This is a genomic window from Endozoicomonas sp. G2_1 (assembly GCF_017744155.1).
In the GTDB taxonomy this organism is placed as follows: domain Bacteria; phylum Pseudomonadota; class Gammaproteobacteria; order Enterobacterales; family Alteromonadaceae; genus JAGHQT01.
On record NZ_JAGHQT010000002.1, the window covers coordinates 27,432 to 41,092 of the forward strand.

A 13,661-nucleotide genomic window follows, 5' to 3' on the forward strand; every position below is an offset into this window, starting at 1 on the left:
CCCGAATCAATGTGCTGGCTTAAGCTCGTCGTCAGCACATTTTCTACATCACCTGATACACGATAACGCTGTGCTAACCTCATTAAAACGCTTCACTGAACAACGAAATAACAAAGTCCTACTCGATGACACTTTGCTGATACTGACAATGGCGGTATTGGCTGGTTGCGGCCTGATATATGAGTACTTGCTGTCCCACTACGCCGGCCGAGTGCTCGGCGTGATGGAAAGTACCATCTACACCATGATCGGTTTAATGATTGTCGCGATGGGGCTCGGTGCCTTTGCTGCTCGCAGTATCAAGTGTCCTTTTAACGGTTTTATCTGGCTAGAATTAATTATCGCGTTGCTTGGCACTAGTGCCATTTTAATGATTGGCGGTTTAATCGCCGTCACCCAACTGTTGCCACAACTGATTGCCGATACCTTCGCGCTACCACCTGATGCCCTCCCCCGCGGCGGCATGATCAAAAGCCTGAGCTACATCGCACTAAAAAGTCCCTACTTTTTTGGTTTTATTCTCGGCTTTTTTATCGGCATGGAAATTCCATTAATTGCTCGAATTCGCGAAATTGTTCATCAAAAACACCTAGAGCACAATTTGGGCACTATGTATGGCGCTGACTATATTGGAGCAGGTATTGGTGCAGCCATTTGGGTCACGTTTTTACTGGCAATAGACATCAGTGAAGCCTCAGCACTTACCGCTAGCCTCAATTTAATTGCCGGCTGTATTTTTTTGACGCGCTATTGGTCGATGTTGAAATGGCGAAAAACGTTATTAGCACTGCACCTAGTCTTTAGTTTATTGATTGGTTTAGTATTTAACTACGGCAACAACTGGCTCAATCAAATGAGTAACTTGCTCTATTTAGACAAGGTTGTCTACACAGATAAAACCCGATACCAACAGCTCACCTTTACTGAACGCAACATGGGGAATAGCCAACGCACTGTGCTTAACTTTTACCTCAATGGTCGTCTGCAATTCTCCTCTGCCGATGAACACATTTACCACAGTTATTTGGTTACCCCTGCTCTGGCCGGTTCGGCTCGACAAGAAAAAGTCTTGATCATCGGCGGTGGTGATGGCCTGGGCTTGCGCGATGTCTTGAGGTGGCCAACGGAAAACGTCACTTTAATCGACTTAGACCAAAAGCTGCTCGATACCTTTAGCCAGCCCGCTCAGTATTTACCTAGTCGCTTAGCAACCAAGATAAATGCTTTAACACAAAGCAGCTTTAATGATCCTAGGGTTGAAGTCATTGCTGCCGATGCCTTTTTAGCGATTGACCAGTTACTCGCGAAACATCGTTACTTCGATACGATCATTGTTGACTTGCCCGATCCGAGCCACCCGGATCTCAACAAACTCTACTCAGTGAACTTTTATGCGCGTCTTAAACAATTGCTCTCAGCCGATGGCTTAATGGCAATTCAATCGACTAGCCCATATCACGCTAAAAAGGCCTTTATTGCAATTGCTAATACGGTTAAAGCGGCTGATTTTGCTCACGTTGAACAGTATCACGACAATGTACCAAGCTTTGGTCAATGGGGCTGGACCATAGCCGCAAAGCAAGGGTTAGCACCGTCCGCTCGCTTGGCACAGCTATCAGCGCTACCGGTCGCACAAAACTGGCTAACCTTGCCAATGATCAAAAACGCTTTTGAGTTTCCAAAAGACTTTTATCAAAACCGCGAGGCCATTCCAGTGAATTATTTAGGTAGTCACGTTGTCTACCAATTACACCAAAATGCTTGGCGCAATCAACAAGGATTAGAGCAAGCGAGCTTGCAACAATAAAAAACAATAACAAAATTTTTTAAAATTAATACTAATTAACTATTGACATATTATGTCTCGATGTTAAATTAGCTAACAGGAACGACATAATATGTCATTTTAAATGAGGAACGATATGAATATTCATAAAATAGCCAACCACCTAAACGGCTTAGCGGACAACTCAGAAACAGGGCTAGTATTTGACTGTCAACCGATCACTGGTGAAGTTGACGTTTTGCAAATTAGTATCATTGGTCGCGAAGAGCTACCTATCTTTGTTTCAGTTACTGATGATCAAATTCTTTGTATCACCTACTTGTGGGGACAAGAAGAAGTAAAACCAGATTGCATCAACGAAATGCATGCCAGCATGTTAGAGATGAATATTCCAATGCCGTTGTCGTCGTTCTCAAAAATTGGTGACAAGTATGTCATTTTTGGCGCGCTATCGATTAACTCAGCGTTCGACGATATCGAACACGAACTCGCAGTATTGAACAACAACGCGATTGAAGTTATCGACGATATGGGCGACTACTTAGTTTAGTCTTCATCAAACTCAGGAGAATTATTATGAGCCTTTTTAAGAAAATCATGACAGCCGTTCGCGGTGGTGCCAGTGAAGTTGGTGAAGCAATTGTCGATGCCAACTCAACCCGTATTTTTGAACAAGAAATTCGCGATGCCGAAAATCACTTAACCAAAGCCAAGCGCGATTTAACTGGCGTAATGGCACAGCAAATGGCCGCTCAACGCGAAGTTGACCGCATTAAACGCGAAATTGCTGAACACGAAGGTTACGCGGTTCAAGCATTAGAGAAAGAAGACGAAGCACTTGCGCTTGCTGTTGCCGAAAAAATTGCCGCGCTAGAAAGTGAGTTAGTTACTCAACAACAAGCGTTAGACAGCTTTGAAGGCAATGCCAACCGCTTAAAAGAGTTAGTGAAAAAGTCTGAACGCCAAGTAACTGAATACAAACGTCAGCTATCTATGGTGAAAACCACAGAGAGTGTGCAAAAAGCAACTTCAGCGATTACTGACAACTTCTCGTCAAGCAATTCTAAATTGCTCAATGCGAAGGACTCTTTAGAGCGCATTAAAGCGAAACAGCAGAAGTTTGACGACCAGCTGAAAGCGGCTGAAGTACTTGAGTCTGAAAACTCAGATAACTCATTAGAAGCTCAGCTAAAAGCAGCTGGCATCGGCGGCAGTGACAGCAGTGCTAACTCAGTACTTGATCGCATTAAAGCCAAGCAAAAATAATTTGCAATTGCTAACTAACCTTTGGCACTAAAACCAAGTGTTAGTCCCAACCAACCACTCGGCATACTTGTGTTTTTGTATGTCGAGTTTTTTGCATTTTGAACTGAGCAAAAACATGGAGGATAGTCATGGGCTTTCTCAAAAACTTATTTGGTAAACAGGAAACCGTTCGTCAATTGACTAAGGTGCACGATTTATTAGTCAACGACATTATCGTGTTAAACGATAGCTTTGGCTTGCCTGAGCGCTTGCGGGGCAAGCAATTTCAAGTAACTGCAATTAACAGCTACGAGTACGAGCACAATACCCAACTCGAATGGGTACTAACCGGACAAGACGACAGCGAACTCTATTTATCGTTAGATGTCGACGATAAAACCTACCTCAAATTCGCCCTTAAAATTGAACACGAAGATGTCGAACAACTCTTTGACTTAGAACAGTTTGCCCAAGTGTTTGACAGTGAGGAACCAACAGAGCTAGACAAGCAAGCAGATTCTGCGCTGACCAAGCAGTGGACTAGCGATTACTATCGCCAGCAAACCTATGCGCAAATTGGTTACTTTCACCGCAAAGACTCACGCAGTGAAAATATATCGGTTTATCAAGGCAAAGACGCTGGTGAACAATTTGAACTTTATGCTTTGTTCGACCAAGATCAAGACAAAGGTATTGATATCGAAGTGTGGTCAGATGGCGACACCGATGTCTTTTTAACCTTGTTTAGACCACTAACAGATGTTGTCGACTTTTTCCCTGGCAGTTAATCGGAGGCGTCAATGACTAGAAAAATTCCTGAAAAATGGCAGTCGTCAGTAAAAGCGGCAAAAGCGACCCAAGTCGCGTTTGATATTGATGAAAAAATTCAATTGTCGATTCGCAAAGAGGCGCTTGAAGCAGGACTTAGCCCATCGGATCAAATCCGCAGTATTTTAGGTCTGCCGACCAACAAGCGCCCGAAAAGGCCCCGCTTAACCGTTAGTTTAAGCGCAGATGATTACGTTGTCTTGGCAGAAAAATACCATTTACAGCCGGATCAACAATTAGAAATTAAGAAAAAACTGATGGCTGAATTGATTTCTCACGCCATCGATAAGGCATAACCTGACACTTTTGGATAATAAAAAATGAAAATACGGCCACTACTTCTGTCATTGGCGATGGCAAGCTTGAGTTCCATTAGCCACGCCAACCAAGGTTCCACAATAAATATTGACCAACAGTTACCTGCGCTGATCTCAACCTATCAGCACCTGCATCAAACGCCGGAATTATCTCGACGCGAAACCAAAACAGCAGCGTTTGTAGCCAAAAAGCTCAAGGCACTGGGTTTCGAGGTTACCGAGAACATCGCTGAAACAGGACTAGTTGCCATACTTAAAAATGGCCAAGGGCCAACGGTAATGCTGCGCGCTGATATGGACGCCTTGCCGGTTGAGGAAGAAACAGGTTTACACTATGCCAGTAAAGTTAGCGCAATATCGCCGATAACCAATAAAGAAGTACCGGTAATGCACGCCTGTGGCCACGATATGCATATGACCGTGGTATTAGGTACCGCTGAGCAAATGGCACTTAACCAACAACAATGGCGTGGTACCCTAATGCTGGTCTTTCAGCCTGCCGAAGAAATTGGCTACGGCGCTAATGCGATGCTGCAAGCGGGAATATTTGAGCGCTTTGCTGAGCCCGATTACAACTTAACGATGCACGTTTCCGCCGAGCTACCCGCAGGGCAAATTGGTTATGTTAAAGGCTACGCGATGGCGAATGTTGATTCGGTCGACATTAGCGTTTTTGGCAAAGGCGGGCACGGCGCTTACCCTCATAAAACCAAAGATCCGGTCGTGATTGCAGCAGAAATTGTCACTCGTTTGCAGACCATTATCAGCCGAGAAATATCACCGCTAGAATCTGCGGTTATTACTGTCGGCTCGATTCATGGCGGAACCAAGCACAACATCATAGGCAACGAAGTCAAGTTGCAGTTAACCGTGCGTACTTATTCAGATCAATCGCGCAATTTTATCCTAAAACGCATTGAAGAAATCAGTCAGGGCGTTGCTAAAACTGCCGGTATGCCTGATGATTTACTCCCTAAGATGACCATTAAAGACGAGTACACACCGTCTGTTTACAACCAACCTGAATATACTCAAGGGCTAGTAAATACATTGACGGCAACGCTTGGCGAAACCAATGTCATTGCGGTACCGCCTGTGATGGCTGGTGAGGATTTTGCCCGCTACGGCCGCACTACAAGTAAAATACCAAGTGCTTTACTGTGGTTAGGTGCCGTTAACCCTGAGCAATACCAACAAGCGCAACAAACGGGTCAAAGCTTACCAGCGCTGCATTCGTCAAAATTTGCTCCCGACGCTGGCACAACCATCAAAACAGGGGTTACCGGTATGACATCTCTTGCCATGGACTTGCTAGCTGCTAGCAATTAACGCCATAGCAAACATCTAAAAGCTCAAGAGTTCACTCTACTCTTGAGCTTTTAACTCTTGCTCGAGTTGAGTAATGTCATATTAATGATCTTGTTCAATATCACACCAATCAACAAAGCAACGACGACAATCTGAATCGCGATACCGCCAAACAAATAAGGCGCTTTCATCAAGGTACTCATTAAAGAATCTTGATAGTAAAAAAACCAAGGGTTTTCAGGTGGGAAAATCCAGGCATGTGCCTGATAAAAAACAACTCGCGGTCCAATAATAAACACCGCTGCAGTCAAACTTATGCAAGTAACAGCAAAGCTCAAGAAAACCCCTTTAACACTAGCGCAGTTGCCCTTTTGCGCCTGTAAGAGCAAATAAACCAACGCCATTGCCAAAAGTAAAAGTACAAGAACGATCGCGTTATTGAGTTTATCGATTAAATTCGCGACGTCTTGTAAATGAATGATTTCAAGCCTAGTCAGCAGAGTTTGAGGTGGCAGTCCTTGGGCGTAATAAACGATCTCAGTCAGCCCTTGGCCGTGGTTGTGAACACTATCGACAATTTGGTTAAACAAGCTTTGATGCTGCTCAGGTGTCGTTTGCCCAAAGCCAAGTCGAAATCGGTTTTGTGGCCCGTATTCGCTTATGTGTTGCTCAATATTAAAGCTGTGATAAAGCCAACGGTAACCATAATTGACTTGTGCATTAACCTGCCAAGCCAAGTACAAACTAACAATTGCTAACAAAACTAATTTAGCAAAGGCGGCAAAATTAAGTGAGACTTTAGTCAATGTAGTCCTCTGGGAATATCTCAACAAGATAAAAGTAACGTCGATGAAAAAATTGAATTACAGTCGCCAATAAGGCGTCACTTTCGTGGCAATATTCAAAGAGCTATTGAGCGCCAACAACAAACCATCGACCTTATCAGAGAGCCAATTGGCCAATTTAGCTGGCTTATCACTAATACTATTGAGCTGCTGCTGTAATATCCAAAGCGTCTGCAATTCACTGATCCCTTGTTCGATATCAAGCCATGGATTTCTGAAAGTTAAGCGCGCCTCTTTATCAAATAAACTGCCAAACCAACAACCGGTTAACAAAGAGCGTACCAAGTGTTTACGCTGAACCAAATAAGCTTCACTATTCATTGGGGCATTGAGATCGGTTTGAGACAATAAGTTATCTAGACTCGATTGCAATGCTTGGCTGGCGAATTCTTGCAGTTCTGGTTTAGTGCGATCTGACAACAAAGCGTCTTGCTGCACTAGTAGCGCTAACAACGACAATTGCAATTGATTAAAACGCTCTGAGTAAAAAAGTTCTAAGACTTGCTCAGGTTCGGGAAAGCGACGCTTTTCTAAATCGAGCTGTTCAATAAGCTGTTGGCTGTATTCTATCTTCTTGCGGTAGTTGCCCGACGCTTTAGTTAATGCTTTTAAAAACATCGCATTATCAACCCAAGTTAGCGACTTAACAAAATAGCTGAGTTCGTCGCGAACTTCTTTCGCTTGCTCAGATAAATATTCGTCAAAGAGCCAAAAACCATGGCGCAACAAGGCTAAAATTTCACTAATTTTATCGAGGTAGGTCAATGACGGTTGAGCTATATAAACATCGACTAACTGTTGCAGGTTTTGCAAAGAAAAATCTAGACCCGCGGCAAAACTTTCAACTAAATTGCCACGGCTGTTGAGTTCAACTAACGGCAAAGGCGTTACTTGATAGCTAAATACTTGCCCTTGAGCAAGCCGATAGCCGCGAGCCGCTTTACTGTGAATTCCAGGTCTTACTTTGACCCGCGACAGCAACTGATGAGCAAACGTGAGCAAGTCTTCAACCTCACCAGTGACTAACTCGAGTTCTATTTCGGCAATTGCTTCACTTTTAAGCTCGCCACTTGCCTGACTTGACACTGAACCATTGTCGTAGACCAACTCAATTTTGGCGCCGTTGGCGAGCGTGATTAACCAAACTTGCCGGGTAAAGTCTGTGCTAAATAAACTGATTAAATCGGTTTGCAAATCTTCTACAATATGTTCAGAAGACCAGATATGACTGGGAAATAAGCTTAAATTGGGAAAGTGTTGGTCAATGGCAACATTGTATTCTGGTCGCTGGTGCAAACCGCCAACTACTTTACCGGCAGTTTTGATGGTTTGCTCCAAGGCTGTTCCGTTAGATCGAATACGCAAGCCAATGTCTTGTTTGCGCAAGCTTAAATCTGGTGTATCGAAATAATGATTGGTGAGTACTTTCGTTGCTTGGCTTGATTGCTCAACATCAAGGTTCAAATCCGTGATCAGCTGAGAGATTTTTTCGGCAATATTGTCATCTAAAACGAGATACTTTAACTCTATCTCTGTGTCCATAATTATCTGCAAAACCTAATTTTTCTATTATCGATACAGTTTAAGACCGTTATTCGTCAATATCTATCCCTTTTGCGACAAAAAAGACAAATATTAGCGGGTTCGCTAAAGATTAATCAAAAATGCCGCTTGCGCTTGAATAGTCAAAGCCCTAGTATTTGTAACACGCTCATTTGTATAACATTCGTCGATTTATGAAAACAACTTTTGCCATTATTACCAGCACTTTGCTTGCTGTCTCGCTTTGGTCAACACCAATCAGTGCTCAAGAGGCTGACACAGCAACTGTGCAACAATATGACACCGGTTATATCAGTGATGATTTATTCATTTACCTACACGCTGGCGCAGGTAATAACTACCGCATTATAGGCAGTGTTAGCTCAGGTTCCGAGATCCAAATTACCGGGCAACAAAAAAATGGTTTTAGCCAAATCATTGACAATAAACAGCGCACAGGTTGGATTGAAAGTAAACACTTATCAACTGAGCCAAGTTTGCGTACTATTATTGCTGAACTGAACAGCAAAATCGCTGACCAAAGTGACGTTGAACAACGATTAAATGCTGAGTTAGCGACCAGTAAACAAGTAAGTGCCGAGCTAACTCAGGACAACCAGCAATTAAAGAATTCAATCAAAACCCTTGAACAGCAACTCGCAGAAGTTCGCAGTCAAGTAGACAATCAAGACGCTGAAGCGAAAAAACAATGGTTTTTCAACGGCGCCATTGTTTTGGGTATTGGATTGGTATTAGGCATTATTCTGCCTCATTTGGGCGGTTCAAAACGAAGAAAAGCTGACAGCTGGCATTAAGATAAAATATAATCGCTTGCTGTTACCTTATCATTCATCAAACGAGTACAACATCGACCAGTTAAACGATTTAGCAAGGACTGCATGTTGCTCGCGATTCTATTGTTGTAGATAAAATGCAATTAAAAAAAATGTTTAGTTCAAGCGTTGGTAAAGCGCTACTATCAACAAGCTTGTTAACCAGTGGGCTGTTAGCTTTAAGCATGGCTAAAGCGCAAGCCGAACCCTATATAAACACCGACGACTTAAGTTTGAGAATCAGTTTACGGCAATTAGCTGACGCAGGCCATATCAAGATTCCACTCAATACTTATCCGTTAATGTGGAACGATGTCATTAAAGCCGTCAACATGGTTGACCCAGGTCAGCTCAAAGGTCATGACACCGACGCCTATTTCCACGTTAAAGCTGAGTTTAACAAAGCGAAGCGCAAACAAAGTAAGATCACCGCTAATGTCGCCAGCCATGACAATCGCTTCACCAGCTTTGGCGACACCTTTCGCAACAAAAACAACCTTGAGTACTCGATCAGTAATGTTTTTACTAACTTTGCCTATAAACTGAGTCCTTCAGTGACCTCAAGTGACGATGACGGCGACGAGTTTCGATTTGATGATAGCTACATTGCAGGAAAAATTGGCAACTGGAATATCGCGCTTGGCACTCAAGACAGATGGTGGGGACCCGGTTGGGACAGCAACTTAAGCTTAACTAACAACGCTCGGCCAATACCAACACTGGCAATAACCCGCAATACCTCTGATCCGTTTGAAATTCCCTTTACCGACGGTTACGAAATTCCTTGGACTGTAACCAGCTTTATGGGCCGAATGGAATCAGATCGCACCGTTCCCAATGCCTTATTGTGGGGCTTTCGATTCAATTTTATCCCTGTTGATAATCTTGAAATAGGTATTGTTCGTTTGGCACAATGGGGTGGTGAAGGTCAACCTCAAGGCTTATCCAATTTCTTTGATATCATCGTTGCCGATAACAGCTGTGTTGTTGGCAACGAATGTGATGATAGCCAGTTAACTCGCTCCGGTAACCAAATGGCCGGTTATGATGTACGCTACAGCTTTAATTTATTCAGTACTCCATTAGCAATTTACGGCCAATACATAGGTGAAGATGGCGGCTCTAGCAGCTTAATTGCCGACGTTATTAAACAAGTTGGTTTTGAAGCGCAAGTAGAACTTTTTGAGCAACCAGTAAAAATCTATCTTGAGGGTATCGATACTCTGCGCGCTTGTGGCGAGAATTTGAGCGTATTTGACTGTATTTACGAACACGGCACTTACCAAACAGGCTTGCGTTTTAAAGGGCGTAATATCAACAGTTTGTACGACAACGATGCCAAAACCATCGTCTTTGGCCTAAGTTCACAAAACTACAGCAACCAAGCTTGGGATATTAAATTAAGGTATTTAGAGCTCAACAAAGACAACTCTGATTTATTTCCCAATGATCCACGCGGTAACTCCCTTACCGAAGTGGCAGAAGACGTCTTAATGGTCTCAGGTAACTACCACAGACACTATAAGCGTTATAGCTATAAGGTCAGTGCCAGCTACAGCCAATCGGACTTTATCGACCAAGACGATAGAAGTGAAGCCAACTTAGCATTTGAATTTAGCTATCACCTATAATTAGGACTAGCCCTAATAGTCGCGCTAACAGTGACAAGCCAGCGGTTGTTTTTCGGCCACCGTTGGCTAGCCTTGCTTGACAATATAACAGTTCAACAAAAGCGCACTTTACTCCTCCCATTCATACTCTCAAACTAGCGCGGTAACACAAAAAAGTCTTGCTGTATAACTTTTTGCTATATTAAGGCAAAAAAAACCTTAGCAAATAACACCCACATTCGTCATTTTTTGTTGACATAGTTTTCGAAAATACGCTATTAATACGTCATTGAATTTGGTGAACAATTAAACTGAGCTCGCCAACGATTTACTAGCGACTTTATTCACGCTAGGACAAGATAAAATAAACTGAGCAAGATGTGCTCAACGAGATAGAAAAGAATACCGTGATTACATTAATTAAGTCATTACTCATTATCCTCCTCGCTAGCAACTGGCGCGGTGTGGATATGTCTGCTTAATTAATTAAAAGATAATCCCGAAACCCGCGCTAACTACGCGGGTTTTTTTATACCTGTAAGCGCGAAATAACAATAGCTTTGAGCAACTAGCCGATAGTACGCAGAGGAACAAACAATGGACGATAAAGTAATTATTTTTGATACGACATTACGCGATGGCGAACAAGCGCTAACCGCAAGCTTATCGGTTCATGAAAAACTGCAAATTGCACAAGCCATTGAACGCTTGGGAGTCGATATTATAGAGGCTGGTTTTCCAGTATCTTCGCCCGGCGATTTTCACTCAGTACAGGAAATTGCCAAAACAGTAAAAAATTCTGTTGTTTGCGGTTTATCTCGCGCTGTTGAAGCAGACATCAAAGCTTGTGCTGATGCTTTGAGTGTTGCCGACCAATTTCGCATTCACACCTTTATTTCTACCTCTGATGTCCACGTCCAACAAAAGCTGCGCAAAGACTTCTCCGACGTGGAAGCAATGGCAATTCACGCGGTTAAATACGCGCGTAAATTCACCGATGATGTTGAGTTTTCTTGTGAAGACGCAGGCAGAACGCCAATCGACAACTTGTGCCGGATGGTAGAGCAAGCAATTAAAGCTGGCGCTAGCACCATCAATATTCCAGATACTGTTGGTTATACCTTGCCTCACGAGTTTGGCGGTATCATTAACCAGTTATTTAATCGCGTCCCGAATATCGACCAAGCGATTATTTCGGTTCACTGTCACAACGACTTAGGTTTAGCAGTCGCCAACTCAATTGCCGCGGTGCAAGCAGGTGCCAGACAAATAGAATGTACCATCAACGGTATTGGTGAACGCGCGGGTAACTGTTCATTAGAAGAAGTCGCGATGATCATGAAAACTCGCGCCGACTTATTAAATGTCACCACCAACATTCAACATCAAGAAATTGCCCGTACGTCAAAATTAGTCAGCCATTTGTGTAACATGCCAGTACAGCCCAACAAAGCCATTGTTGGTAGCAATGCCTTTAGTCACTCGTCGGGCATTCACCAAGACGGTATGCTAAAAGCGAGCAACACATATGAGATTATGACCCCAGAAAGCGTCGGCATCAGCAAAACTAAGTTAAACCTTACCTCGCGCAGTGGCCGTCACGTCATCAAACACCGAATGGAAAGCTTGGGCTACCAAGACACTGATTTTGACTTAAACACCTTGTATCAAGACTTTTTAAAACTAGCGGATAAAAAAGGCCAAGTGTTTGACGAAGATTTAGAAGCCTTAGTCTTCAATATTCAGCAACAAGAAATGCAAGACCACTATCAAATTGAGTCGATGAGCGTGCAAGCCGCCAATGGTAACTTTGCCACGGCAGGTGTTAAGTTAGTGGCAGGTGGTGATAGCCAAGCTTATTCGGCAACCGGTAACGGCCCTGTCGACGCCTTATACCAAGCGATCAAGCAAGGTGTTGCAGACCAATTCGATGTTACCGACTTTAAAATTGCCAACAAAGGTAAGGGTGAAGATGGTTTATCACAAGCTGATTTAATTATCACTTGGCAAGAGCGCAACTACCACGGTGTTGGTATTGCTACTGATATTATCGAAGCCTCTGGCCAAGCGTTAATTTCAGCGTTAAACGCCATTGAGCGCTCAAAGCGGGTTGCCGAATTAAGAGAGCAACGACAAAAAACGCCACAGGTATAGCAGCTAATTTGTCAGAATAGGCACAGCACAGATAATAGAAACAATACCGAAAACAATACCCAAATAAGACCCAGAATCCTCTAGAGAAGAGTAAGAAACATGTCAACAATAGCAGTATTAGCCGGTGACGGCATTGGTCCAGAAGTGATGGCCGAAGCGGAAAAAGTGTTAACCACAGTCGCCAAAAAATTTGATTTTCCACTGTCGTTTGCCCATTACGATGTCGGCGGCTGTGCCATCGACAATCACGGCACCGCGCTACCGCAAAGTACCATTGAAGGTTGTGAAAGTGCTGACGCGATTTTATTTGGCTCAGTCGGCGGCCCCAAATGGGAAAACTTACCGCCTGTCGAGCAGCCTGAGCGAGCATCACTACTTGGCTTACGCGGCCACTTCGGCTTATTTTGTAATATGCGCCCAGCTCAACTACAAGCGGCAATGTCATCACTTTCACCACTGCGCAGCGATATTTCAGACGCCGGCTTTGATATTTTGGTGATGCGCGAGTTAACCGGCGGCATCTATTTTGGCGAACCTAAAGGTCGCAAGAATCAAGGTACCGAAGATGAAGCCGGATTCGATACCATGATCTACAGCAAGGCCGAAATCAGCCGTATCACCCACCTTGCTTTCCAAGCAGCACAAAAGCGCAACAACAAGGTTACTTCGATTGACAAAGCCAATGTCTTAGCAACGTCGGTATTGTGGCGTGAAGTGGTTAACGACATTGCTAAACAATACCCAGACGTGGCTCTAGAACATATGTACGTTGACAATGCCGCCATGCAGTTAGTTCGTAATCCAGGTCAGTTCGACGTCATGCTGTGCTCTAACTTATTTGGTGACATCTTGTCTGACATCTGTGCCATGATCACTGGCTCAATGGGCTTGTTGCCATCGGCAAGTTTAAACGAAAGCGGCTTTGGTATGTATGAACCAGCAGGTGGCTCAGCACCAGATATCGCAGGCCAAGGTATTGCCAACCCAATTGCTCAAATTTTATCAGCTGCGCTATTATTGCGTTATAGCTTAAATCAAGATCAAGCGGCTAGCGCAATTGAGCAAGCAATTGCAAAAACCCTAGACGACAACTACTTAACACGCGATCTATTAGGCGCAGAACAAGCCGACCAGGCGAAAAGTACTGCACAAGTTGGCGACTATATTTGTCAATTAATTGAGGAAGCATAATC

12 protein-coding genes are annotated in these 13,661 nt (G+C 43.6%); 10 read left to right on the plus strand and 2 right to left on the minus strand.

The window, feature by feature from the left end; all coding sequences use genetic code 11:
* Positions 1 to 70: 70 nt before the first annotated feature.
* The 6 genes from J7384_RS03105 to J7384_RS03130 all read left to right on the plus strand — a co-directional run bounded on the left by J7384_RS03105 (position 71) and on the right by J7384_RS03130 (position 5,505).
* Positions 71 to 1,807: a polyamine aminopropyltransferase gene (locus tag J7384_RS03105; RefSeq protein ID WP_209111348.1), complete on the plus strand. Its 1,737-nt coding sequence runs from the start codon at positions 71 to 73 to the stop codon at positions 1,805 to 1,807.
* A gap of 115 nt (positions 1,808 to 1,922) precedes the next feature.
* A complete protein-coding gene (locus tag J7384_RS03110) occupies positions 1,923 to 2,336 on the plus strand; it encodes a DUF2170 family protein (protein ID WP_209111350.1) in 414 nt (137 codons plus the stop codon).
* 26 nt (positions 2,337 to 2,362) lie between these two features.
* Entirely contained in the window at positions 2,363 to 3,052 is a 690-nt protein-coding gene (locus tag J7384_RS03115; protein ID WP_209111352.1) for a PspA/IM30 family protein, read from the plus strand.
* A 128-nt stretch (positions 3,053 to 3,180) separates the two neighbouring features.
* On the plus strand, positions 3,181 to 3,819 hold the full coding sequence (locus J7384_RS03120) for a hypothetical protein (RefSeq protein ID WP_209111354.1): 639 nt from the start codon (positions 3,181 to 3,183) through the stop codon (positions 3,817 to 3,819).
* Between the two features lie 12 nt (positions 3,820 to 3,831).
* Positions 3,832 to 4,155: a hypothetical protein gene (locus J7384_RS03125; protein WP_209111361.1), complete on the plus strand. Its 324-nt coding sequence runs from the start codon at positions 3,832 to 3,834 to the stop codon at positions 4,153 to 4,155.
* Positions 4,156 to 4,179: 24 nt separating this feature from the next.
* Complete coding sequence (locus tag J7384_RS03130) at positions 4,180 to 5,505, plus strand: amidohydrolase (RefSeq protein WP_209111363.1); 1,326 nt, start codon at positions 4,180 to 4,182, stop codon at positions 5,503 to 5,505.
* A 50-nt stretch (positions 5,506 to 5,555) separates the two neighbouring features.
* Here the strand turns inward: J7384_RS03130 and J7384_RS03135 are convergent, their stop codons facing one another.
* Both J7384_RS03135 and J7384_RS03140 read right to left on the minus strand, forming a co-directional pair.
* A complete protein-coding gene (locus tag J7384_RS03135; RefSeq protein ID WP_209111365.1) occupies positions 5,556 to 6,290 on the minus strand; it encodes a DUF1461 domain-containing protein in 735 nt (244 codons plus the stop codon).
* Positions 6,291 to 6,347: 57 nt separating this feature from the next.
* On the minus strand, positions 6,348 to 7,871 hold the full coding sequence (locus J7384_RS03140) for a CYTH and CHAD domain-containing protein (RefSeq protein WP_209111367.1): 1,524 nt from the start codon (positions 7,869 to 7,871) through the stop codon (positions 6,348 to 6,350).
* 194 nt (positions 7,872 to 8,065) lie between these two features.
* Here J7384_RS03140 and J7384_RS03145 point away from each other — a divergent pair, with 194 nt between their 5' ends.
* The 4 genes from J7384_RS03145 to leuB all read left to right on the plus strand — a co-directional run bounded on the left by J7384_RS03145 (position 8,066) and on the right by leuB (position 13,659).
* Positions 8,066 to 8,686, plus strand: coding sequence for a TIGR04211 family SH3 domain-containing protein (locus J7384_RS03145; protein ID WP_209111369.1), 621 nt, complete (start codon positions 8,066 to 8,068; stop codon positions 8,684 to 8,686).
* A gap of 116 nt (positions 8,687 to 8,802) precedes the next feature.
* Positions 8,803 to 10,335: a capsule assembly Wzi family protein gene (locus J7384_RS03150; RefSeq protein WP_209111371.1), complete on the plus strand. Its 1,533-nt coding sequence runs from the start codon at positions 8,803 to 8,805 to the stop codon at positions 10,333 to 10,335.
* 576 nt (positions 10,336 to 10,911) lie between these two features.
* Positions 10,912 to 12,468: a 2-isopropylmalate synthase gene (leuA, locus tag J7384_RS03155; RefSeq protein WP_209111378.1), complete on the plus strand. Its 1,557-nt coding sequence runs from the start codon at positions 10,912 to 10,914 to the stop codon at positions 12,466 to 12,468.
* Positions 12,469 to 12,567: 99 nt separating this feature from the next.
* On the plus strand, positions 12,568 to 13,659 hold the full coding sequence (gene leuB / locus J7384_RS03160; RefSeq protein WP_209111380.1) for a 3-isopropylmalate dehydrogenase: 1,092 nt from the start codon (positions 12,568 to 12,570) through the stop codon (positions 13,657 to 13,659).
* The last annotated feature ends 2 nt before the right edge of the window (positions 13,660 to 13,661 follow it).